This is a genomic window from Geodermatophilus sp. URMC 62, from assembly GCF_052931475.1.
This window is the reverse complement of record NZ_JBRFHY010000001.1, coordinates 3,306,779-3,329,673: the sequence shown is the minus strand read 5'-3', so window position 1 is coordinate 3,329,673 and position 22,895 is coordinate 3,306,779. Positions and strand designations below refer to the sequence as shown.

22 protein-coding genes are annotated in these 22,895 nt (G+C 75.4%); 4 read left to right on the top strand and 18 right to left on the bottom strand.

Annotated features, from left to right (window positions below):
• Positions 1–9: 9 nt before the first annotated feature.
• A complete protein-coding gene (locus ACU616_RS16285; protein WP_446759486.1) occupies positions 10–600 on the bottom strand; it encodes a TetR/AcrR family transcriptional regulator in 591 nt (196 codons plus the stop codon).
• A 121-nt stretch (positions 601–721) separates the two neighbouring features.
• Between ACU616_RS16285 and ACU616_RS16280 the strand changes: the two genes are divergently transcribed.
• A complete protein-coding gene (locus tag ACU616_RS16280) occupies positions 722–1,600 on the top strand; it encodes a carbon-nitrogen hydrolase family protein (RefSeq protein WP_446759485.1) in 879 nt (292 codons plus the stop codon).
• Between the two features lie 68 nt (positions 1,601–1,668).
• Complete coding sequence (locus ACU616_RS16275) at positions 1,669–3,009, top strand: APC family permease (protein WP_446759484.1); 1,341 nt, start codon at positions 1,669–1,671, stop codon at positions 3,007–3,009.
• Between the two features lie 56 nt (positions 3,010–3,065).
• On the opposite strand, the gene ACU616_RS16270 is transcribed toward ACU616_RS16275, so the two are convergent.
• The 7 genes from ACU616_RS16270 to ACU616_RS16240 all read right to left on the bottom strand — a co-directional run bounded on the left by ACU616_RS16270 (position 3,066) and on the right by ACU616_RS16240 (position 9,564).
• Positions 3,066–3,554, bottom strand: a complete 489-nt coding sequence (locus ACU616_RS16270; protein ID WP_446759483.1) for a hypothetical protein — start codon at positions 3,552–3,554, stop codon at positions 3,066–3,068.
• Positions 3,555–3,566: 12 nt separating this feature from the next.
• Positions 3,567–4,190 carry a YdcF family protein gene (locus tag ACU616_RS16265; protein ID WP_446759482.1) on the bottom strand — a complete coding sequence of 208 codons (624 nt, stop codon included), beginning with the start codon at positions 4,188–4,190 and terminating at the stop codon, positions 3,567–3,569.
• 159 nt (positions 4,191–4,349) lie between these two features.
• Entirely contained in the window at positions 4,350–7,058 is a 2,709-nt protein-coding gene (gene ppdK, locus ACU616_RS16260) for a pyruvate, phosphate dikinase (RefSeq protein WP_446759481.1), read from the bottom strand.
• Positions 7,059–7,267: 209 nt separating this feature from the next.
• Positions 7,268–7,726, bottom strand: coding sequence for an Rv0361 family membrane protein (locus tag ACU616_RS16255; protein ID WP_446759480.1), 459 nt, complete (start codon positions 7,724–7,726; stop codon positions 7,268–7,270).
• Positions 7,723–8,886 (bottom strand): tRNA dihydrouridine synthase DusB, encoded by a 1,164-nt coding sequence (gene dusB / locus ACU616_RS16250; RefSeq protein ID WP_446759479.1) that lies wholly within the window; start codon positions 8,884–8,886, stop codon positions 7,723–7,725. Before dusB ends, ACU616_RS16255 begins: the two co-directional genes overlap by 4 nt.
• Before the next feature lie 40 nt (positions 8,887–8,926).
• On the bottom strand, positions 8,927–9,349 hold the full coding sequence (vapC, locus tag ACU616_RS16245; RefSeq protein WP_446759478.1) for a type II toxin-antitoxin system VapC family toxin: 423 nt from the start codon (positions 9,347–9,349) through the stop codon (positions 8,927–8,929).
• On the bottom strand, positions 9,328–9,564 hold the full coding sequence (locus ACU616_RS16240; RefSeq protein WP_446759477.1) for a type II toxin-antitoxin system VapB family antitoxin: 237 nt from the start codon (positions 9,562–9,564) through the stop codon (positions 9,328–9,330). Before ACU616_RS16240 ends, vapC begins: the two co-directional genes overlap by 22 nt.
• 106 nt (positions 9,565–9,670) lie before the next feature.
• Between ACU616_RS16240 and ACU616_RS16235 the strand changes: the two genes are divergently transcribed.
• On the top strand, positions 9,671–10,846 hold the full coding sequence (locus ACU616_RS16235; protein WP_446759476.1) for a glycosyltransferase family 9 protein: 1,176 nt from the start codon (positions 9,671–9,673) through the stop codon (positions 10,844–10,846).
• Here ACU616_RS16235 and ACU616_RS16230 read toward each other — a convergent pair.
• The 3 genes from ACU616_RS16230 to ACU616_RS16220 form a co-directional block, all read right to left on the bottom strand.
• Positions 10,816–12,231, bottom strand: coding sequence for a glycine--tRNA ligase (locus tag ACU616_RS16230; protein WP_446759475.1), 1,416 nt, complete (start codon positions 12,229–12,231; stop codon positions 10,816–10,818). The two genes, ACU616_RS16235 and ACU616_RS16230, sit on opposite strands and share 31 nt — an antisense overlap.
• 84 nt (positions 12,232–12,315) lie before the next feature.
• Positions 12,316–13,290: a hypothetical protein gene (locus tag ACU616_RS16225; protein WP_446759474.1), complete on the bottom strand. Its 975-nt coding sequence runs from the start codon at positions 13,288–13,290 to the stop codon at positions 12,316–12,318.
• A gap of 91 nt (positions 13,291–13,381) precedes the next feature.
• Complete coding sequence (locus ACU616_RS16220) at positions 13,382–13,660, bottom strand: antibiotic biosynthesis monooxygenase family protein (protein ID WP_446759473.1); 279 nt, start codon at positions 13,658–13,660, stop codon at positions 13,382–13,384.
• A gap of 213 nt (positions 13,661–13,873) precedes the next feature.
• Between ACU616_RS16220 and ACU616_RS16215 the strand changes: the two genes are divergently transcribed.
• Positions 13,874–15,880: a protein kinase domain-containing protein gene (locus ACU616_RS16215; protein WP_446759472.1), complete on the top strand. Its 2,007-nt coding sequence runs from the start codon at positions 13,874–13,876 to the stop codon at positions 15,878–15,880.
• Between the two features lie 79 nt (positions 15,881–15,959).
• On the opposite strand, the gene ACU616_RS16210 is transcribed toward ACU616_RS16215, so the two are convergent.
• The 7 genes from ACU616_RS16210 to ACU616_RS16180 form a co-directional block, all read right to left on the bottom strand.
• The gene (locus ACU616_RS16210; RefSeq protein ID WP_446759471.1) at positions 15,960–16,805 is read right to left on the bottom strand and encodes a protein kinase domain-containing protein; all 846 of its coding nucleotides are present in this window, start codon (positions 16,803–16,805) and stop codon (positions 15,960–15,962) included.
• Between the two features lie 160 nt (positions 16,806–16,965).
• The gene (locus ACU616_RS16205; RefSeq protein ID WP_446759470.1) at positions 16,966–18,450 is read right to left on the bottom strand and encodes an FHA domain-containing protein; all 1,485 of its coding nucleotides are present in this window, start codon (positions 18,448–18,450) and stop codon (positions 16,966–16,968) included.
• 144 nt (positions 18,451–18,594) lie between these two features.
• Positions 18,595–19,347 (bottom strand): isoprenyl transferase, encoded by a 753-nt coding sequence (locus ACU616_RS16200; protein ID WP_446759469.1) that lies wholly within the window; start codon positions 19,345–19,347, stop codon positions 18,595–18,597.
• A gap of 1 nt (position 19,348) precedes the next feature.
• The gene (gene recO, locus ACU616_RS16195) at positions 19,349–20,140 is read right to left on the bottom strand and encodes a DNA repair protein RecO (RefSeq protein ID WP_446759468.1); all 792 of its coding nucleotides are present in this window, start codon (positions 20,138–20,140) and stop codon (positions 19,349–19,351) included.
• Entirely contained in the window at positions 20,137–21,051 is a 915-nt protein-coding gene (gene era, locus ACU616_RS16190; RefSeq protein WP_446759467.1) for a GTPase Era, read from the bottom strand. The genes recO and era overlap by 4 nt, the downstream gene beginning before the upstream one ends.
• A gap of 139 nt (positions 21,052–21,190) precedes the next feature.
• Positions 21,191–21,523: a cytidine deaminase gene (locus tag ACU616_RS16185; RefSeq protein ID WP_446759466.1), complete on the bottom strand. Its 333-nt coding sequence runs from the start codon at positions 21,521–21,523 to the stop codon at positions 21,191–21,193.
• 32 nt (positions 21,524–21,555) lie between these two features.
• On the bottom strand, positions 21,556–22,893 hold the full coding sequence (locus tag ACU616_RS16180) for a hemolysin family protein (RefSeq protein WP_446759465.1): 1,338 nt from the start codon (positions 22,891–22,893) through the stop codon (positions 21,556–21,558).
• Positions 22,894–22,895: the final 2 nt, after the last annotated feature.

Here is a 22,895-nt window from a genome sequence, read left to right as displayed (position 1 = left end):
ACCGGCCGCCTAGAGCCCGGCGACCACCCGGGCGTGCTCCAGCAGCCGCCGCTCGACGCTCTCCGGCGTCTCGGCGCCGGTGAGCACGAGGATGCCGAAGCCGTCCTCGAGGGCGACGAAGCCGCGGGCGAGGTCCGCGGCGTCGCCGATCGGGCGGAGCTCACCGGCCCGGGCGCCGTCGGCCAGCACGCCCTCGTACAGCGCCGCCTGGCGGTCGAAGAACTCGCCGTAGAGCGCGGCGCCGCGGGGGTGGCGGACGACGACGGGCATCAGCTCGTACAGGACCTGGCTGGCGGCGGCCGGCTCGCCCGGGTACGGGACGCCCGAGGCGATGCAGGCGCGCAGCCGGTCGCGGACGCCGCCGGCGCGGGCCACGCGCTCCTCCCGGCCGTCGCAGTAGAGCCGGGTGCCCTGCCCGAAGACCTCGGTCAGCAGCTCCTCGACGTCGGCGTAGTAGTAGAGGACCGATCCGGGGGTCAGCCCCGCCTGCTCGGCGACGTCCTTGAGCCGCAGGCCGGCCACGCCGCGGTCGAGCAGCGCCCGGGAGGCGGCCTCGACCAGCTCGGCGCGGCGGAGCGCCTGGTTCTTCACGCGGGCCACGGCGTGATCCTGCCAGCGTCACAGGCGGGGGCTTGACAGCCGTCACACCATTCCTTGACTCTTCTTCAAGGAATCCGGGACCGCGAGGACGCGACCGGACGACGACCTAACGAGGAGCAGCATGTCCCGACCCCTCCCGCTCGCGCTCGTCCAGGCCGCCGGCCGCGACCCCGGCGACCTGAAGGGCTTCGCCGGGCACGTCGAGCAGGTGGCGCGCACGTACCCGCAGGCGCGGCTGCTGGTCTACCCCGAGCTGCACCTGGCCGGCGACGACCTCGACCCCCGCCGGACCGAGCAGCAGGTCACCGACTCCGCCGAGCCGCTCGACGGCCCCCGGCACGAGTTCCTCGCGCAGCTCGCGGGCGACCTGGGGATCTGGCTGGTCCCCGGCAGCGTCAGCGAGCTCGGCGAGGACGGCCGCGTGTACAACACCGCGCTCGTGTACTCCCCCGAGGGCCGGCGGGCCGCGGCGTACCGCAAGATCTTCCCCTGGCGGCCGTACGAGACCTGCGCCTCCGGCCGCGACTTCGTCGTCTTCGAGATGCCCGGTCACGGCCGGGTCGGGCTGTCGGTCTGCTACGACGCCTGGTTCCCCGAGCACACCCGCCAGCTGGCCTGGCTCGGGGCCGAGCTGGTGCTCAACCTGGTGAAGACCCCGACCGCCGACCGCGCCCAGGAGACGGTGATCGCGCGGGCGAACGCGATCGTCAACCAGGTCTTCGTGGCCAGCCTCAACGCCGGGACGCCGTCCGGCCTGGGCCGCAGCCTGGTGGTCGACCCCGAGGGCCGGGTCCGGGTGGAGGCGGTCAGCGAGCTGCCGTCGGTCCTCACCGACGTGATCGACCTCGACGCCGTGACCACCGTGCGCCGCTTCGGCACCGCCGGCCTCAACCGCGTGTGGGACCAGTACCAGCACGGCCACGACGAGGGTCCCGTGCCGCTGCCGATGTACGGCGGCCGGATCGACCCCGCGACCTGGCGCGGCAGCACCGCCGTCTGACCCCTCCACCCCACGGCCGCACCGCACGGCGCGGCCGGCTCTGACCACCCATCCCCCGGGAGCCCGTGATGCCCCCTGCCCAGCCCTCCCTCGTCCCCCAGTTGCGCCTGCCCTCGGTGGTGCTCTTCGGCGTGGCCTACATGGCCCCGATGGTCGTGCTGACGACCTTCGGCATCGTCGCGGCCGCCAGCGCCGGGACGACGCCGACCGCGTACGTCCTGGCGACGGTCGCGATGCTGTTCACTGCCCTGAGCTACGGGAAGATGGCCCGCGTCTTCCCGGTGTCGGGCTCGGCCTACACCTACGTGCGCAAGCTGATCGACTCCCGACTCGGCTTCCTGGTCGGCTGGGCGATCCTGCTCGACTACTTCTTCCTGCCGATGGTCATCTGGCTCATCGGCGCGTCCTTCCTGCAGGCCCAGTTCCCCTCCGTGCCGTTCTGGATCTGGGTCGTCGGGCACATCCTGGTGACCACCGGGATCAACGTGCTCGGCGTGCGGCTGGCCGACATCGCGACCTACCTGCTGATGGCCTTCACCATGGTCGTCCTGGTGGTGTTCGTCCTGCTCTCCCTCCACCACGGGGGCGGCGGCTCGGCCACGGCCCCGCTGTGGAACTCCGCGACGACGATCGGCGGCATCGCCTCCGGCGCGGCGATCGCCGCGTACTCCTTCCTCGGCTTCGACGCCGTCACCACGCTCACCGAGGAGACGCACCACCCGACCCGGACGATCCCCCGCGCCATCGTGCTGACCGCCCTGGCCGGTGGCCTGATCTTCTTCGTGGTCGGCTACGTGACCCAGCTGGTGCACCCTGGCGGCGCGTTCGCCGACGAGTCCTCGGCCGCCTTCGACATCGCCACCCTGATCGGCGGCGACCTGTTCGCCTCGCTGCTGGTCGCCGGCGTGGTGATCGGCGGCATCGCCTCCGGTCTGGCCGCGCAGTCCAGCGTCAGCCGGCTGCTGTACGCCATGGGGCGCGACGGGGTGCTGCCGCGGCGGGTGTTCGGCTACCTGCACCCGCGGTTCCGCACGCCGGTGGTGAACCTGGCGCTCAGCGGCGCGGTCGGCCTGCTGGCCCTGGAGTTCTCGTTGTCGACGTCGACGTCGTTCATCAACTTCGGCGCCTTCACCGCGTTCACGATGGTGAACGTCTGCGTGGTGTCCCACTTCCTGCGGCGGCGGCGGGCCGGGGAGTCGCTGGACCCGCTCACCTTCGTCGTCCTCCCGCTGCTCGGTGCCGTGGTGGACGTGTGGCTGCTGACCGAGCTGGACGGCCACGCGCTGTGGCTCGGCGTCTCGTGGCTGGCACTGGGCGTCGTCTGGCTGCTGGTGCTCACCCGTGGCCTGCGCGTGGCCCCGCCGGAGCTGCGCCTGGAGGAGACGCCCGCCCCCGAGGTGCTCGCCTGACGCGCTGAGGTCCGCCGGACGAGGGCCGCGGCGGGGGCAGCGGGGGCCGCGGAGGCTCAGCCCCCGCCGCCTCCGCCGCCCCCGCTGGCAGCGGCGGCCGCGGTCTGCCGGCGGTCGAGGACGAGCTGCACCCACAGCAGGAAGACCTGGGCGTCCAGCGGCAGCGTGTCGTCGGCGGTGAGCGTGGGCCGCCGCGACCAGGGCCCGGTGCTGCCGGCCTCGGCGACGGTGCGCCCGCCGGCGGTGAAGCGCCGCGTGCCCCTCCACCACGACGCCGTGGCCGCGTCGACGACCACGCCGTCGAGCTCGGCCCGCCAGGTGCCCCGCCACCCCGAGGTGGAGACGGTGCGGAACCGGGTGGCGTCCTCCGGGTCGGTGGACAGCCGGCCCACCAGCTCGCGCCGGCGCCGGCCGAACACCCACTCGCGGTCGCCGACGACAGCGGTCGCAGCCTCCCGCCACCTGCTCGCCCGCAGCGCGGCCACCACCACGCCGTCCCGCAGGACCGGCGCCTCCCCCCTGCTGCCCCTGCCCAGCTCGAGCACGCGCGCCCCCCTTCAGCCGATGCCCGGCGCTCCCGCCACGCTCTCGCCGGTCGCCCGGTAGAGGAGGTAGGCCGCCGTCTCCCGCAGGATGTAGCGGAACTGCGTGGTGCGGGTCTGCACGGCCGGGCCCTGCCGGGTGGGCGAGCTCTCGGCCTCCATGCCGGCGTCCTCGGCCATCCGCTCGGCCCGCATGGCGTGCCAGGGGTCGGTGACCAGGACGGCCGTCGTCCACCCGCGCTCGGCGTAGGCCGTCCCCACCGCCCGCATGCTCTCCAGCGTGTCGACCCCCTCGGGCACCGCGAGCAGCGAGTCGGCCGGGATGCCCGCCGACTCGAGGTAGTCGCGGCCGGCCTCGGCCTCGGTGAACGCGTCGCCGGCGGCCTTGCCCCCGACCGTGACGACCACCGGGGCGACGCCGTCCTCCCACAGCGTCAGCGCGTGCTCCAACCGGGCGGCGAAGATCGACGAGGGGACGCCGTTGTACTGCGCCGACCCGAGCACCACGATCGCGTCGGACGACGGCCGGGAGTCCCCCCGCGCGGTCCACCAGATGCCGGCCGCCGTGGAGGCGACCAGCAGCAGCGCGGACAGCACGACGGCACCCACCATCCGCGACAGCAGCGCCCCCACCCGCATCCCCCATGGGTATCACGGGCTCCTGCCTCCCGGTGGCCACCGGGGCCGGTGTGGCGGGTGCGCTCCACCCCACCGCTCGGCGCCCCACCGTGGTGATCATCGGCAGGAGGCTGCCGGACACGCCGGCGATCGCCGCCACCCGCCGATGATCACGGGTACTCAGCCGGCGCGGTCGGCTCCCAGCGCGGCCCGGCCGGCCTCCAGCCGGGCCACCGGCACCCGGAACGGCGAGCAGGACACGTAGTCCAGCCCGACCTCGTGGAAGAAGTGCACCGAGTCGGGGTCGCCGCCGTGCTCGCCGCAGACCCCGAGCTTGAGGTCCGCCCGCGCCGACCGGCCCTCCTCGACGGCGACCTCCACGAGCCGGCCGACGCCGGGCCGGTCCAGCGACTCGAACGGCGAGACACCGAAGATCCCCTTGTCGAGGTAGGCGTGGAAGAACGCGGCCTCGACGTCGTCGCGGGAGAAGCCCCAAGTCATCTGGGTGAGGTCGTTGGTTCCGAAGGAGAAGAACTCGGCCGACGCGGCGAGCTCGGCGGCGGTCAGGGCGGCGCGCGGGACCTCGATCATCGTGCCGATGAGGACGTCGAGCTCGACGCCGCGCTCCTCGAACACCCGGCTGAGCACCTGCTCGGACTCCTCGCGGATCGCCTCGAGCTCCTGCACCGCCCCGACCAGCGGGATCATGATCTCCGGCCGCGGGTCGCCGCCGGCCTGCTTGCGCTCGCAGGCCGCCTCGGCGATCGCCCGCACCTGCATGGCGAACAGGCCCTTGACCACCAGGCCGAGCCGCACACCGCGCAGCCCGAGCATCGGGTTCTGCTCGTGCAGCCGGCGGACGGCGGCCAGCAGCCGCAGGTTGGCCTCGTCCGGGTGCCCCTGTGCCTCGGCCACGGCCACCCGCACCGACAGGTCGGTGAGGTCGGGCAGGAACTCGTGCAGCGGCGGGTCCAGCAGCCGCACGGTCACCGGCAGCCCGTCCATCGCCTCGAAGATCTCCAGGAAGTCCTGCTTCTGCAGCGGCGCGAGCGCGTCGAGGGCGGCCTGCTTGCCCTCGTCGTCCTCGGCGAGGATCAGCTTCTCGACCAGCTGCCGGCGGTCGCCGAGGAACATGTGCTCGGTGCGGCACAGGCCGATGCCGCGGGCGCCGAAGCGCCGGGCGCGGGCGGAGTCCTCGGGGGTGTCGGCGTTGGTGCGCACGTCCAGCCGCCGCGTCGCGTCGGCGTGGGACAGGACGCGGTGCACGCTGCGCACGAGGTCGTCGGCGTCGGCGGAGTCGGGGTCGATCTCGCCCTCGAAGTAGCGGACGACGGCCGAGGGCTCGACCGGCACCTCACCGAGCCACACCCGGCCGGTGGACCCGTCGATGGAGATGACGTCGCCCTCCTCGACGGTGACCCCGCCGGGCGCGGTGAAGCGGCGGTTCTTCGTGTCGACCTGCAGCTCCTCGGCCCCGCAGACGCAGGTCTTGCCCATGCCGCGGGCGACGACGGCGGCGTGCGAGGTCTTGCCGCCGCGACTGGTGAGCACGCCCTCGGCCGCGATCATCCCGGACAGGTCGTCGGGGTTGGTCTCCCGCCGGACCAGGACCACCTTCTCGCCCCGGTCGGCCCACGTCACGGCCTCCTCCGAGGAGAACACCGCCCTGCCGACGGCGGCGCCGGGCGAGGCGTTCATGCCCTGGGTGAGCTGGGTGGCCTGCCCGCCGGAGACGAACCGCGGGAACATGAGCTGGGCGAGCTGGTCGCCGGTGACCCGCCGCACCGCCTCGTCGGTGTCGATGAGGCCCTCGTCGACCAGCTGGGCGGCGATCCGGAACGCCGCGCCCGCCGTCCGCTTGCCGACGCGGGTCTGCAGCATCCACAGCTTCCCGCGCTCGACGGTGAACTCGATGTCGCACAGGTCGCGGTAGTGCGACTCGAGGGTGCTCATGATCTGCGTGAGCTCGGCGTAGGCGTCGGCGTCGATGCGCTCGAGCTCGGTCAGCGGCACGGTGTTGCGGATGCCGGCGACGACGTCCTCGCCCTGCGCGTTCTGCAGGTAGTCGCCGTACACGCCCTGCTCGCCGCTGCCCGGGTCGCGGGTGAACGCCACCCCGGTGCCCGAGTCGGCGCCCAGGTTGCCGAAGACCATCGAGCACACGTTGACCGCCGTCCCGGCGTCGCTCGGGATGCGCTCGCGGCGGCGGTAGAGGATCGCGCGGGGGGCGTTCCACGAGTCGAAGACGGCGTTGATCGCCAGGTCCATCTGCTCGCGCGGGTCCTGCGGGAAGTCGCGGCCGGTGTGCTCTCGCACGATCGCCTTGAACCGGTCGACGACGTCGCGCAGGTGCTCGGCGTCGAGGTCGAGGTCGAGGTCGGTGCCCTGCTCGCGCTTGGCCTCGTCGAGGGCGTGCTCGAAGTGCTCGCCGTCGATGTCGAGCACCGTCCTGCCGAACATCTGGATCAGCCGGCGGTAGGAGTCCCACGCGAACCGGTCGCTGCCCGACTGCGCGGCGAGGCCCTGCACCGACTCGTCGTTGAGGCCGACGTTGAGCACGGTCTCCATCATCCCGGGCATGGACGCCGCGGCTCCGGAGCGCACCGACACCAGCAGCGGGTCCGCCGGGTCGCCGAGCGTCTTGCCCATCGCCTTCTCCAGCGCGGTGAGGTGCTCGGTCACCTGGTCGGCCAGGTCGGGCGGGGTGCTGCCGTGCGCGAGGTAGTAGCGGCAGGCGTCAGTGGTGATGGTGAACCCGGGTGGCACCGGCAGGCCCAGGTTGGTCATCTCGGCGAGGTTCGCGCCCTTGCCGCCGAGGAGGTCCTTCTGCTCCTTGGAGCCCTCGCTGAAGTCGTAGACCCAGGTCGTCGTGCCCGTCCCGCTGCCCACCGCGCACCTCCGCGCTCGTCCGCCGGCTGACCGTCGCCCGCCGGTGGCGGTGGCGCGGGGTCCCCGGTGCGCCGCTCCGGCGGGCTCGGCTCCGCGGGCCGTCTCGGGTAGACGTCTCATACGTCCGCAGGGAGCCAGGCAGCGATGGTGGCCCACCGGCTGCGCGGACGCCAGCCCCGCGGCGACCGGAGGAACCGGTCGTGCGGTGCTCAGCCGGCGGGCGTGCTGCCGCAGATCCTCGGGCCGTCCTCGAGGACCACGGTCACGGTCGTCTCGGTGCCGGCGGCACCGTCGTCCCACCGGACGAGGACCTGCTGGACGTCGGTGCCGTCGACCTCGCCGGCGGTCACGTCCTCGACCTCCCCCGTCCCCGGCTGGGCGTAGGCGGCGGCGACCTCCTCGGCGTCGCCGCGGTCACGCTCGGACTCGCACAGCAGCTGGCCGGCGGTCTCGGTGTCCCCCGCCCGGAGGGCGGCGAGGAAGACGCCGACCACCTCGCGGGCCTGGTCCTCCCCGCTCCCCCGGACCAGCGGCAGCGCGACCACGGCGGCCACGGCGACGGCGACCGTGCCGCCGAGGATGGCGAGGATGAGGCCGTTGCGGGTGCGGGGCGTGCCGGTGTGCAGCGGCTCGGGGTCCTCGTCGTAGAGATAGGGGCCCGTGCTCACCCGCCGCTCGTCTCCAGCTCCGCGCCGGCCGGCGGCCGCGGGTCGTCGCGGTCGTCCAGCCAGCCCTCGGGCAGCGCCACCGGCCGCGGGCTGCTGGTCCGGCCGCGCGGGCCGCCGAGCACCGCCGTCGGCCAGGGCTGGTCGGGGACGCGCGCGAGCAGGCCGGCCAGCTCGTCGAGGGAGCTGACCATCGCCAGCGCGCGGCGGACGTCCGAGCCGACCGAGAAGCCCTTGAGGTACCAGGCCACGTGCTTGCGGAAGTCGGTGCAGCCGTGCAGCTCGCCCTGTCCCTCCGACAGCAGCTCGGCGTGCCGCTGCATGACCGCGGCCACCTCGCGCAGCGTCGGCAGCGCGCGGCGCGACTCCCCGGCGAAGGCGGCGGCGAGGTCGCCGAACAGCCAGGGCCGGCCCAGGCAGCCGCGGCCGACGACGACGCCGGCGCACCCGGTCTCGGCGATCAGCCGCAGCGCGTCGTCGGCCTCCCAGACGTCGCCGTTGCCGAGCACCGGGATGTCGACGGCCTCGACCAGCCGCGCGATGGGCGCCCAGTCGGCGGTGCCGCTGTAGAGCTGGTCGGCGGTGCGGCCGTGCAGCGTGATCGCCGCGGCGCCCTCGTCCTGGGCGATCCGGCCGGCGTCGAGGTAGGTGACGTGGTCGGCGTCGATGCCGATGCGGGTCTTGACCGTGACCGGCACGTCGCGGGCGGCCGCCACCGCGGCGCGGACGATGTCGCGGAACAGCACCCGCCGCCACGGCAGCGCCGACCCCCCGCCCTTGCGGGTCACCTTGGGCACCGGGCAGCCGAAGTTCAGGTCGACGTGCGCCGGGCGGGTGCCGGCGACCTCCTCGTCGACGAGCATCTCCACCGCCCGCCCGACCGTGACCGGATCGACCCCGTAGAGCTGGACGGAGAAGCCGGCCGCCGCCTCCTCGGGCGTGGCCCGGATCATCCGCAGCGTCTTCTCGCTGCGCTCGACCAGTGCCCGCGTGGTGATCATCTCGCAGACGTAGAGGCCCGCGCCGAACTTCCGGCACAGCGTCCGGAAGGCCGGGTTGGTGATGCCGGCCATCGGCGCGAGCACCACCGCGGGATCCACCGTTAGCGACCCGAGCCGCAGCGGCGGCAGTGCCGTCGTCGTCGGCTCGAGGGTGGCGGTCACGCCTCCAGGGTAGGCGGACGTCCGGCGCGTCCCGCGCAGGTCAGCGGGGAGCCGGGAGGGTCCGCAGGCCGGTGTGCCGGGCGAGGACGGCGAAGTCGCGGTCGCGGTGCAGCACGCCGACCCCGTGCCGCAGCGCCACGGCGGCCACCACGCAGTCGTTCAGCGAGCGGGGTGTCTCCCCCGCCCGCCGGCAGGCCCGGTACAGGGCCGCGGCGGTCTCGGCGTCCACCGGGGACTCCTGGCGCAGCAGCTCGGCCCCGGCGAGGAAGCGCGCCAGCCGGCCGGCACGGTCCTCGTCGCTGGTGCCGGCGAGGACCTCCAGCAGGACGACGTCCGTCGTCGCCGCCGCGCCGTCGGTGATGAGCCCGTGCAGGAGGTCGGTCTCCTCCCCCTCGACGCCGCGCAGGTAGGCGATCCACACCGAGGAGTCGACGAGGACCGTCACGCGGGGGGCGCCGGCCACTGCTCGGCGAGCTCCTCGGCCTCACCGCGGCGGGTCGCGTCGAGGTCGCCGTCCCACCCGCTGCCGCGCATGGCGTGCATCTCGCGGGGTGTCATCGGCGCGGCGCTCACCTGACGCAGGGCGAAGTCGACGGCGTCCTTCTTGGTGCGCAGCCCGTACCGGCGCATGACACGACCGACCAGGTCGTCGTCGATGTCGATGTTGGTCCGGCCCACGACGCCACGATACACCTCGTGGTGTACGGATGTGCACGTGCTGTCGGGCATGAGCGGGTACCCGTCTGGGCAGGGCAGTCCTCCGCCACCGAGCCGAGGAGGACGCGTGTCGAGGTCGCCTGCGCTGCTGGGCACCGCGGGGGGTCTCGTGCCCGACGTCGCCCGCATCGCCGTCCTGCGGGCCAACTGGCTCGGTGACTGGGTGCTGACGCTGCCGGCCATGACCGCGCTGCGGGCCGCCTACCCGGACGCCGAGGTCACCGTCCTGGGCGCGCCGTGGCACCCGGAGCTGCTCGAGGGCCGTCCCGGGCCGTGGGACCGGGTGGTCGTCGTCCCGCCGTGGCCAGGCGTGCGCGATGCCCCGGGCGCGGCGCGGGACAGCCCCGAGGTCCGGCGCTTCCTCGCCGCCTCGCGGGAGGAGGGCTACGACCTGGCCCTGCAGCTGCACGGCGGTGGGGGCAACTCCAACCCGTTCGTGGCGGCTCTCGGCGCCCGCGTGACCGTCGGCGCCCGCGACACCGGCGCCCCTGCACTGGACCGCTGGCTCCCCTACTCCTCCGACCAGCACGAGGTGCTGCGCTGCCTGGAGCTCGTCGGACTGGTCGGCGCGGCCCCGGTGTCCCTGCAGCCCCGGCTGGTCCTCACCCCGGCCGACGCCGCCGCGGCCGACGCCGTCCTGCCGGCCGGCCCGGAGCCCCTGGTCGCGCTGCACCCCGGCGCCCAGGACCCGCGGCGCCGGTGGCCGGCTCGGTCCTTCGCCGCGGTCGCCGACGCGCTGGGCGCCGAGGGCGTGCAGGTGGTGCTCGTCGGCTCGGGCCCCGACGACCGCGCGGCGGCCGACGCGATCCGGGCGGCGTCGTCGGCTCCGCTGCTCGACCTGGTCGGCCGGCTGTCCCTCGGGGCGCTGGCCGGTGTCCTGGCCCGGTGCCGGCTGGCGGTCGCCAACGACTCGGGACCGCGGCACCTCGCCGAGGCGGTGGGGACGGCGACGGTGGGCGTCTTCCTGGAGCACAACCTGCTCAACGCCGGTCCGCTGACCCGCCGGCGGCACCGCGTCGCGGTCTCCGCGCGCACCGACTGCCCCGTCTGCGGCACCGACCAGAGCCGGTCCCGCTGCGGGCACGACCGGTCGCTCGTGGCCGGCGTCCCGGTCGGGACGGTGCTGGCCGCCGCCCTCGACCTGCTCGCGGACGGCGGCCCGGCGGTGCACTCCGCCGCCAGCCTGGACGGGGTGCCGTCGGTCGCGGGGCCTCAGCAGCCGGGCAGGCGGGCGGCGAGGTAGGACTCGACCTGGTCCAGGGCGACGCGCTCCTGGCCCATCGAGTCCCGCTCCCGCACGGTCACCGCCTGGTCCTCGAGGGTGTCGAAGTCGACGGTGAGGCAGAACGGCGTGCCCACCTCGTCCTGGCGGCGGTAGCGGCGGCCGATGGCGCCGGCGTCGTCGAAGTCGACGTTCCAGTTGCGCCGCAGCTGCGCGGCCAGGTCGCGCGCCTTGGGCGAGAGGTCGGCGTTGCGCGACAGCGGCAGGACGGCGGCCTTGACCGGCGCCAGCCGCGGGTCCAGCCGCAGCACGGTGCGGGTGTCGATGCCGCCCTTGGCGTTGGGCGCCTGGTCCTCGGTGTAGGCCTCGACGAGGAAGGCCATGAGCGAGCGGGTCAGGCCGGCTGCCGGCTCGATGACGTACGGCGTCCAGCGGGTGTTGCTGGCCTGGTCGAAGTAGGACAGGTCCACGCCGGAGTGCTGGGTGTGGGTGGACAGGTCGAAGTCGGTGCGGTTGGCGATGCCCTCGAGCTCACCCCACTCCGAGCCGGTGAAGCCGAAGCGGTACTCGATGTCGACGGTGCGCTTCGAGTAGTGGCTCAGCTTCTCCGTCGGGTGCTCGTAGTGCCGCAGGTTCTCCGGCGCGATCCCGAGGTCGGTGTACCAGCGGGTCCGCTCGTCGATCCAGTACTGGTGCCACTCCTCGTCGCTGCCCGGCTCGACGAAGAACTCCATCTCCATCTGCTCGAACTCGCGGGTGCGGAAGATGAAGTTGCCCGGCGTGATCTCGTTGCGGAACGACTTGCCGATCTGGCCGATGCCGAACGGCGGCTTGCGGCGGGCGGCGCCCATCACGTTGGCGAAGTTGACGAAGATGCCCTGCGCGGTCTCCGGGCGCAGGTAGTGCAGCCCCGACTCGTCCTCGACCGGGCCGAGGTAGGTCTTGAGCATCATGTTGAAGTCGCGCGGCTCGGTCCACCGGCCGGTGACGCCGCAGTTCGGGCAGGAGACGTCGGCCAGGCCGTTCTCGGGCGCGCGCCCCTTGCGGGCCTCGAACTCCTCCTCGAGGTGGTCGGCCCGGAACCGCTTGTGGCAGTTCTGGCACTCGGTGAGCGGGTCGGTGAAGACGCCGACGTGACCGGAGGCGACCCAGGTCTGGCGCGGCAGGATCACCGAGGAGTCCAGGCCGACGACGTCGTCGCGGCGCTGGACGACGGTGCGCCACCACTGCCGCTTGATGTTCTCCTTGAGCTCGACGCCCAGGGGCCCGTAATCCCAGGCCGAGCGGGTGCCGCCGTAGATCTCACCGGAGGGGAACACGAACCCCCGGCGCTTGCAGAGGTTGACCACCTTCTCGAGGCGGGCGGGGTCGTGCGGCGCTGTCGAGGGGGTGGTGCTGGCGCTCACGGGCTGGGGGCTCCATCCGGCTGGCGGTCGGCGAGTTGACCTGCCCACGGTAGTCGGCCCGCCGGCGGGCCCCGCCCGGTCCGGTCAGCGGGACGTGTAGCCGCAGACGGCGGGCCGGCCGCCCTCGTCGACCACCGTGACGACGAAGGCGCGCGGCGTGCCGTCCTCGAGCGTCACCTCGAAGCTCACCTCGTCGACGTCGCCGGCCGCGGCCGCGTCGGTGGCCGAGCCCTCGGTGATGCGCCCGCCGAGGAAGGTCTCGAAGTCCGCCTGCAGCGCCGCGGGATCGGGGAGCTGAGCCTGCCCGGCGGCGCACAGGTCGGCGTAGGCGGCGTCCGCGTCCTGGTCGACGAGCGACTGCACCCAGCCGGCGGCGAACTCGGGGCTGCCGGGGACGTTGAGCGTCGTCGACCCCCCACCGCCGCCGGTCGGCGTGGCCGCGCCGCCCCCGAAGCCGCCCTCGCCCGACGGCGACCCGGACGAGGACTGCGGCGCGGACGACGAGGAGCCCGCCGAGGTCGACGACGTGCCCGCGGACGTCGTCGCGGTGGCCGACGGCGACGTGGCCACGTCGGTGCCGGCGTCGCGGCGGGCGAGGAGCACGGCGGCCAGCACAGCGGCACCCACCAGCAGGACGACGAGGGCGGCCAGAGCCGCGACCAGGCCCCGCCGCCTCTTCCGCGGCGGCGGCGGAGCGCCGTACCCCGGGCCACCACCGGGCTGCCCGTACCCGGGTGGGCCGTACCCGGGCGGCCCGTACGCGGGACCGGGCGGGCCGTACCCGGGACCGGGCGGGCCGTAGCCGGGCGGGCCGTAGCCGGGATCAGGGCCGGGACCGGGGCCGGGACCGCCCGGGAACGAGCCGGTGCCCGGAGTCCCGGGCTGTCCCCCGACCCCGTCGACCCGCAGGGTCGGGATGCGGTCCGGTGGCCCGGGCAGCCGGTCGGTCGGTTGGTCGGGCAGCGGCGCCGGCGAGCCGGGACGGCCGGGCACCGGGGGCAGGTGCAGCTCGCGGGTGCGGTCGGCCGACGTCCCGTCGTCCTGCGGCGGCTGGCTCATCGGGCCCGTCCTCCCGGCTGGGGGTGTCCTGTCCGACGCAGGCTACGCACCGGACCCGGCCGCACCCAGCCGCACGATCACGGCGCCGACCTCACCCCGGCGGGAGGTAGGCGCCGGGTTCGTCGAGCGCGTGCACCCACACCGGCGCCCCGGCGATCTTCACCTCCGCGGCCGACAGCGCCCGGCGGTAGGCGCCGACGCCGTCCCAGCGGGTCACCACGGCCCACAGGGACGGGTCGTCCGCGGCCTGCCCCACCTCGCCGCCGCGCCAGCCGGGCCGGGCGGCGAGGGCGGCCAGCAGGCGGTCGACGGCGGCCCGCAGCTCCACGACGTCCCCCGGGGGGACCCGCAGCCGGGTCACCGCGAACACCGCGCCTCCCCGGGACGCACCGGGCCGTGGGCTGGTGGTCTGCGCACGGCGTCCACTCTGCTGGCCGCCGTCGTCCCTGCCCAGCCGGGGTGTCCCGCGCCGTGGCCGGGGCGCTGGTCGGGGTCGGTCGCCGTCCCTAGACTCCGCCGACGACCCGCACCCGGCGCCGGATCCGGCGCGCGTCCGGGCCCGCGGCACACGGAGGAACGACCGGTGGACCTGCAACAGTTCGGCCCCTATCGCATCGAGGCGCTGCTCGGCCGCGGCGGGATGGGCGAGGTCTACCGGGCCTACGACACCGAGCACGAGCGCACGGTCGCGCTCAAGGTCCTCTCCGAGCACCTCGCGGCCGACGCCGGCTACCGCGAGCGCTTCCGGCGCGAGGCGCACCTGGCCGCCCGGCTCAACGAGCCGCACATCGTCCCGATCCACCGCTACGGCGAGATCGACGGCCGGCTGTTCCTCGACATGCGCCTGGTGCCCGGCCGCGACCTGGCCGCGGTGCTGGCCGCGGAGGGACCGATGCACCCCGCGCGCGCGGTGTCGATCGTCAGCCAGACGGCGCGGGCCCTGGACGCCGCGCACGCCGACGGGCTGGTGCACCGCGACGTCAAGCCGTCCAACGTGCTGCTGACCGGGTCGGGCGACGACGAGTTCGTCTACCTGGTCGACTTCGGCATCGCCCGGTCGACGACGGACTCGCAGGGCCCCTCGCTCACCCAGACCGGCGCGGCGCTGGGGTCCTTCGACTACTTGGCGCCCGAGCGCTTCCTCGAGAGGCCCATCGACCGGCGGGTGGACGTCTACGCGCTGGCCTGCGTCCTCTTCGAGTGCCTCACCGCCCGCCGGCCGTTCACCGGGGACGGGCTGGCCGCGCTGATGTACGCCCACCTCAACACCAGCCCGCCGCCGCCGTCGACGCTGCGCCCGGGACTGCCGCGCGCGCTCGACGACGTCGTCCGCAGGGGCCTGGCCAAGGAGCCCGACGAGCGCTGGTCCACCTGCGGGGAGCTGGCCGCGGCCGCGCGGGCGGCACTGGCCGCCGGTGGCGTGGCGCCCCGCGCGGAGGCCGCGCCGCCGACGTCGGTCACCCCCCTGCCGCTGCGTCCGCAGACGGTCGACTTCTCCTCCCCGGGCGCCCCGGCCGCGTGGGGGCCACCGTCGAACCCGGCTGCGCCCGCCGGGTACGGGCCGCCGTCCGACCCCGGCGTGCCGGTCGGGTACGGGCCGCCGTCCGACCCCGGCGTGCCCGTCGGGTACGGGCCGCCGTCCGACCCCGGCGTGCCGGTCGGGTACGGGCCGCCGTCCGACCCCGGCGTGCCCGTCGGGTACGGGCCGCCGTCCGACCCCGGCGTGCCCGTCGGGTACGGACCGCCCCCGGGCCCCGGCTCCCCCGGGTACGGCCCGGGTGTCGGTCTGCCGCCGCCGGTCGGGGCGACGCCCTCGGGCCGGCGGAGGTCCACCCGCCTGCCGCTGGTCCTGGCCGGCATCGCGGCGCTGCTGGTGCTCGCCGGCGTGGCGGTGGTCGCGCTGGTCGGCCGGTCCGACGCCCCGACCGCCACCTCCGCCACGTCGACGGGGACGACGGACGCGGGCGCCACCGAGACGGGTGCCACCGCGACCGACACGGGTGCCACCGCGACCGACACGGGTGCCACCGCCACGGCCACCGCCACCGCCACAGCCACCGGCACCGCCGGCGGCACGACGGACGCGGGCTCGTCGGCCGGTACGACGACCGGTGGCGGCCAGGACGCGGCCGACCCCGAGCAGCGGCTGCTCGACGTCCTGCCGGCGGACTTCGACCCCGCCACGTGCGAGACGACCGACCCCGGTGGCGACGGCGACCTCGCCGCCGTCGCCTGCGGCGCGGCACTGACCCAGCCCGGCCCCTCGGCCGCCGCCTTCTACCTCTACGAGGACCGCGCCGCCGTCGACCGGGTGTTCCTCGTCGACGTGGCGGGACTGCACCTGGACGAGCTCGGCGACACCGACTGCCCCGACGCGCACGGCCACCGGCAGTACACCGGCGCCGACCAGCGGGCGGCCGGGCGGGTGGCCTGCTGGGTGGACGGCGACGGCAACGCCAACCTGGCCTGGACGCAGAACGACGTCGCCGCGGAGGCGCTGGTGATCGTCCCCGGCGGCGGGGAATCCGGCCTGGCCGACCTGTGGGCGTGGTGGAACGACGCGAGCCTGAGCGACTTCCGTCCCCGCTGAGGCCCGTCGTCAGGGGCCCGTCGTCCGGGGCCCGTCGTCCTGGCCCGTCGTCTTGGCCCGTCGTCGTCGCGGCGGCCGCTCAGGCCCGGGCCGCGCCCAGGGCCGCGGCGGCCAGCCGGTCCAGCCGCGCGGCCACCTGCCCGGCGGTGGCCGGCCGCTGCCCCGCCGGGGCCAGGCACTCCGACACCAGCGCCGCCTCGTCCTCGGTGAGCCCGGGGCTGATCGCCGGCTCGGCGCTCAGGACCCGGCGGATGGCCAGCAGCGGCTCGCCGTCGGGCAGCTCGCCGTAGAGGCCGGTGCCGGTGAGCGCCCGGTTGAGGGTGGCGCCGAGCGCGAAGACCTCGGTGGCCCGCGACGGCCGCTCACCGCGCAGCAGCGCCGGGTCGAGGAACTCCACGGAGGCGGCGCTGGCCATGCCGGTCAGCGTCACGCCGGGGGTCAGGTAGCGGGCCAGGCCGAGGTCGGAGAGCTTGCCGCCGTCCTCGGTGAGCAGGACGTTGGCCGGCTTGACGTCACCGTGGGTCAGACCGGCCTCGTGCAGGGCGTGTGTGGCGTGGGCGGCGTGGGCGACCGCGCGCAGCACCTCCCCGCGGCTCAGCGGCCGGGCGGGAGCGGCGAGCGAGCCGAGCGGGCAGTACTCCATCGCGTACAGGAAGCTGTCCTGCAGCACGGCGTCGAAGACCCGTACCAGGTGCGGCGAGGCGACCTGGGCGAAGGCGCGCAGCTCCCGGACGGCCCGCTCGTAGGCCTGCACGCTGTGGCTGCCGGTGAAGACCTTGACCGCGACGTACTCGTCGGGCAGGCCGAGGCGGGCCGGGGGGCGGGCGAGGTAGAAGCGGCCGTTGTTGCCCTCACCCAGCACCCGGACCACCTGGTAGTCCGCGATGTGGGCGGGCGCCGCGCCCGCCAGGCCGACGGCGTCCATCCACGTCCTCCTGAACGGTTCCTCCCCGGCCCCGGCCGGGACGCCGCGGCGCGGCAGCGGGCCAGTGTGCCGGGACGGGAGCCGCCCCGGAACCCGGTCGTGCCCGCCGTCGCGCCGTGCGGGCACGGTCCCTGACGGGACGCCGGATCCGGCGGTGCGCTCAGGAGCCGCCGGACGGCGACGCGAGGACGAACTGCCGCCCGCCCATGCGGACGGCCGTGCCCGGGGTCAGCCGGACCGGCTGGCCGGGCACCAGCGAGGACCAGCCCGGCGCGCCGCGCGGGGCCACGAGCGTGCCGTTGGCCGAGCCGGTGTCGACCAGCAGCACGTCCCAGCCCTCGAGGCGGATCTCGGCGTGGTGCCGGCTGACGCCGCCGGTCCGGTCGACCACGAGCAGCGGCCGCAGCCGGCCGGACGCGACCCGCGGGTCGGTCTCCGGTTCCCGGCCGAGCAGGTAGTCGGTGTCCAGGCTGACCGTGGCGCCGTCGTCGAAGACCAGCAGCCCCAGCGGCGGGCGGGGTCCGGTGAGGACCGCGGGCCGGTGCGGCGTGCGGGCGCCGCACAGGGCGCAGGAGCCGGCGCGCGGGTCGGTGAGGTGGCCGTTGCCGCAGAGGACGCCCTCGACCCGGACGCGGTCGTCCGCCGGCTCCGCGACCGGAGCAGCCACCGAGGACACGTCGGCGCCCGGGGTGGGCAGCGGCGCGCGGGCCGGTTCGGCCTCGGCGTCCGCGCCGAACAGCAGGGCCGACCGTGCGGGCGGCGGCAGCTCGGCGGGGGCAGCCGGAGCCGGCTCGGCCGGGACGGGCCGCCGGTGTCCGGCGTGGTCCCCGTGCCCGTGGGGCGCCGGCCCGGCCGGCGCCGGGTCCGGAACCGGAGGCGGCGGTGCGGCCGGACGCGGGCGCCGCGGCGTCGGCGGGGGCAGCGACGGCGTCGACGCGTGCGGGACGGGCAGCCGCAGCTGCGCCGTCCCCGTCGGCGCCGCTCCGGGCGCCGACGGGGACGGGGCCGGGGAGAGCACGGCGGCCGCCCCGGGGACGGCGCCGGCCTCCAGGTCGGCCAGCGGGTGCGGGGCGATGTCGGCGGGCGAGCCGGCCGACAGGTGGAGCGCCGCCGGCGGCCAGGCGACGAGGCGGTCGAGGACGCGCGTCCCGTCGCCGAGCTCCTCCCCCTCCGCCGCCGTCAGGCGCAGCCCCAGGTCGGGGACCTCGGCGCTGCCGCGGCCGGCGAGCACCAGCGCCAGGCCGTCCTCGGTCGCGGCGACCACCGCGAACGACGGCGGGCCGGTCACCGAGCCGAGCCAGCTGCGCAGCTCCCCGGGCAGCTGCCGTCCGGGCGCGCGGCTGCCGGCGGCCGACACCCGCCGGCACAGTGCCACCAGCTCGCCCACGTGGGCGTCGCCGGCCGGGGCGGCGACCGGCGCGGTGGCCACGGGCGCCGGTCCCCACCCGGCGAGCGCCGGCTCGGCCGGCGGGGTGGCCGGGCCGGCCGGCCGGGTGGTGACACCGACGACGAGGAGCACCCCGGGCAGCCGGACGACGAGGTCCCGCCCGGGAGCGACCCGGACGGCGACCTGGTCGAACGGCGGCACCGTCGCCGGTGCGCCGGCCGCGGCGGTCAGCGCGACCGGCGGCGTGTGGACCGACACCCGAGGAGCCTCCCGCCCGTGGCCCCGACCGTGGACGAACGGCACCCGCAGCGGGCCGTCGGTGTGTCGGGGGAGGCGCCACTGTCGGGTCGGCCCCGCGGCCCTGTCAACGGATCCCGGCGCGAACCCGCGGAGGAGGAGCCCTCAGGCGCTGCCGAAGCGGCGCTGCCGGGAGGCGTACTCCTCGCACGCGGCCCACAGGTGCCGGCGGTCGAAGTTGGGCCAGAGCGTGTCGAGGAAGACGAACTCGGCGTAGGCCGACTGCCAGAGCAGGAAGTTGCTCGTCCGGTTCTCCCCGGAGCTGCGCACGAACAGGTCGACGTCGGCCATGTCGGGCTCGTCGAGGAACCGGGCGACGGTGCGCTCGTCGACCTTCGCCGGGTCCAGCCGCCCGGCGGCGGCCTCGCGGGCGATCGCGGCGGCGGCGTCGGCGATCTCGGCGCGGCCGCCGTAGTTCACGCACATGGTGAGCGTCAGGACGTCGTTGTCCTTGGTGAGCTCCTCGGCGACCTCGAGCTCCCTGATGACGCTGCGCCACAGCCGCGGACGGCGGCCGGCCCAGCGCACCCGGACGCCGAGCTCGTGCATCTCGTCGCGGCGGCGGCGGATGACGTCGCGGTTGAAGCCCATGAGGAAGCGGACCTCCTCGGGGCTGCGCCGCCAGTTCTCGGTGGAGAAGGCGTAGGCGCTGATCGCCTGCACGCCGAGCTCGATGGCGCCCTCGACGCAGTCGAACAGCGAGGACTCCCCCGCCTCGTGCCCCGCCGTCCGCGGCAGGCCGCGCTCCTTGGCCCACCGGCCGTTGCCGTCCATGACGATCGCGACGTGGCCGGGCACCTTGCCGGCCGGGATCGCCGGCGGGCGGACGCCCGAGGGGTGCGGGTTCGGCGCCTTCACCTCACGCCTCACGCAGCAGGCCCGCTTCCCGCCGGGGGGCGACGTCGGGGCGCTCGACCAGCGGCAGCGACCGCAGCCCGCGCTCGAGGTGCCACTGCAGCAGCGCGGCGACCAGCCCGCTGCCCTCGCGGCGCTGCGGGTTCTCGCTGGCCTCGGCGGTCTCCCAGTCGCCGGACAGCAGCGCCTCCAGGTGCCCGATGGTGACCGGGTTGGGCATCGCCGACCCGGTCGGGCGGCACTCGCGGCAGACGGTGCCGCCGGCCGGGACGGAGAAGTGCCGGTGCGGGCCCTCGACGCCGCAGCGGGCGCAGTCGCCGAGCGCGGGCTCCCAGCCGGCCACGGACATGGCGCGCAGCAGGAACGCGTCGAGCACCAGCCCGGCCGGGTGGGTGCGCTCCGACAGCGCCCGCAGCGCGCCGACGACGAGGAGGAACAGCCGCAGGTTCGGCTCCTTCTCCTCCTCCGCCATCAGCCGGTCGGCGGTCTCGAGCACCGCGGTGCCGGCGGTGTAGGCGGGGTAGTCGGCGGCGATGACCGAGCCGTAGGAGCGCAGCGACTCGGCCTGGCTGACGATGTCGAGGTTGCGGCCGGTGTAGAGCTGCAGGTCGACGTGGCTGAACGGCTCGAGCCGGGCGCCGAACTTGCTCTTGGTGCGGCGCACGCCCTTGGCCACCGCCCGCACCTTGCCGTGCCGGCGGGTGAGGACCGTGACGATCCGGTCGGCCTCCCCCAGCTTCTGGGTGCGCAGGACGATCCCCTCGTCGCGGTACAGCGACTTCGGTGTGGTGCTCAATACCCCAGCCTGTTCAGCTTCTTCGGGTCGTCCTGCCACTCGCCGAGGACGGTGACGTGCAGGTCGAGGTGCACCCGGGAGCCGAGCAGCTCCTCCAGGCCGGCCCGCGCCTCGGTGCCGATCGCCTTGATGACCGACCCGCCCTTGCCGAGCAGCATCGGCTTCTGGCTCGGGCGCTCGCAGTGCAGCAGCGCGTGCACCTCGACCAGCTCCGCACCCGCCCGCTTGGGGTCGGGCCGGCGGTTGAGCTCCTCGACGGTGACGGCGAGGGAGTGCGGCACCTCCTGGAACACCTTCTCCAGCGCCGCCTCGCGGATGAGCTCGGCGATCTGCCGGTCGGTTTCCTCGTCGGTGGTCTGCTCCTCGGGGTACAGCGGCGGGCCCTCGGGCAGCAGGCCGACCAGCAGGTCCTCCAGCAGCTCGACCTGGTCGCCGCCGACCGCGCTGACGGGCACGACCTCGGCGGCCTCGACCAGCGCGCTGGCGGCCACCAGCTGCTCGGCGACCTGCTTCCTCGACGCGGCGTCGGTCTTGGTCACGACGACGATCAGCGGCGCCTTCACGTCCTTCAGCTGCCGGGCGATGAACCGGTCGCCGGTGCCCACCGGCTGGTCGGCGGGGATGCAGAACACCACCACGTCGACCTCGGAGAGGGTGTCGCGGACGACGTCGTTGAGCCGGCGACCGAGCAGGCTCTTCGGCTTGTGCAGGCCGGGGGTGTCGACGAGGACGAGCTGCCCGCCGGGCCGGTGGACGACGCCGCGGATGGCGTGCCGCGTCGTCTGCGGCCGGTTGCTGACGATGCCGACCTTCTCGCCGACGAGGGCGTTGGTCAGGGTGGTCTTGCCGGCGTTGGGGCGGCCCACCAGACAGGCGAAGCCGCTGCGGTACGGCTGCTCCGGCGTGCTCACCGCCCCAGTCTCCCACCGCCGGCTGACACCCCGGTGGAGGCAGCGACGATCAGGGGACCTGATCGTGCGGTGTCCTCCCGCACGTCCCACCGTGAGGGAGGACGCTCCACGATCAGGTCCCCTGATCGTCGCGGTGCCCTCAGGTCGTGGCGCGGAGGGCGCCGTCGGGGCCGGCGAGGTGCACGGGCGCGGACGGCGTGAGGTCGTGGACGGCGGCCAGCCCGGCGTCCTCCACCGCGTCGGCGTCGGACACGACCGCGGCGGCCTCCAGCCCCTCCACCCCGCTGGAGACGGCGGCGGCGACCGCGGCCTGCAGCGCCGACAGCGTCAGCGAGGGCAGGGACACCGAGGCGGCGACGTAGGTGCGCCCGTCGGTGTCGCGGACCGCGGCGCCCTCCGGGGCACCGGTGCGGCCGCGCGCGGAGCGGGCGAGGGTGACGAGCTTGGCGTCCTCGGGCTGCAGGTCGGGCACAGGACGGCAGCCTGCCACGTCGTGGTGGGCGGTCAGCTCTCGGCGCCGGCGTGCACGTCGGCGCGGGTGGCCCCCGACTGGTGCTCGGGGTCGTCGGAGACCTCGGGCACCCGGCACACCAGGATCGTGTCGATGCGGTTGCGCCGTCCGCCGGTGCTCTCGGCCACCAGCCGCAGCCCCGCGACCTCGGCCTGCGAGCCCTCGATCGGCACCAGGCCCAGCTCGCGCGCCAGCAGGCCGCCGACGGTCTCGACGTCGTCGTCGCGCGGCAGCTCGACGTCGAAGAGCTCGGCGAGGTCCTCGACCGGCAGCCGCGCGGTGATCCGCACCGAGCCGTCGTCGAGGCGCTCGACCGGGGGGCGCTGCACGGCGTCGTGCTCGTCGGCGATCTCGCCGACGATCTCCTCGAGGATGTCCTCGATGGTGACCAGCCCGGCGAAGCCGCCGTACTCGTCGACGACGATCGCGATGTGGGTGCGGCGGGCCTGCATGTCGCGCAGCAGCTCGTCGACCGGCTTGGACTCCGGCACGAACGCCGGCGGGCGCATGAGCTCCTCGACCCGCGGGCCGCGGCCCTCGCCGAGGTTCTGCGACCGGCGCACGAGGTCCTTGAGGTAGACCACCCCGACGACGTCGTCGACGTTCTCGCCGATCACCGGGATGCGGCTGAACCCGCTGCGCAGGGCCAGGGCCAGGGCCTGCCGGAGGGTCTTGGTGCGCTCGATCCACACGACGTCGGTGCGCGGCACCATGACCTCGCGGGCGATCGTGTCGCCGAGCTCGAACACCGAGTGGATCATGTTGCGCTCGCCGGACTCGACGACGCCGCGCTCCTCGGCCAGGTCGACGAGCTCCCGCAGCTCGACCTCGGTGGCGAAGGGCCCGTCGCGGAAGCCGCGGCCGGGCGTGATCGCGTTGCCGACCAGGATGAGCAGCGTGGCCACCGGACCGAGCACCCGGCCGAGCACCCGCACCAGCCCCGCGGTGCGCAGGGCGATCGGATAGGCGTGCTGGCGGCCCAGCGTCCGCGGGCCGACGCCGACCAGGACGTAGCTGACGACGGTCATCACGCCCGCGGCGGTGAGCACCGTCTGCCAGCCCAGCCCCCACAGCCCGGCCAGGACGACGGCCACCAGCACCGCCGCGACCATCTCGCAGACGATCCGCAGCAGCAGGAGCAGCGACACGTGCCGCGCCCGCTCGGCGAGGACCTCCTCGAGCGTGGCGGCCCGCCGGACGCCCTCCCGGCGGAGCTCCTCGACCCGCGCCTTCGACACCCGCTGCAGGGCGGCGTCCATGGCGCCGAACAGGCCGGCGAGCGGCACCAGGCAGATCGCGACCACCAGCAGCGTGACCGCACCGGCGCTCATCG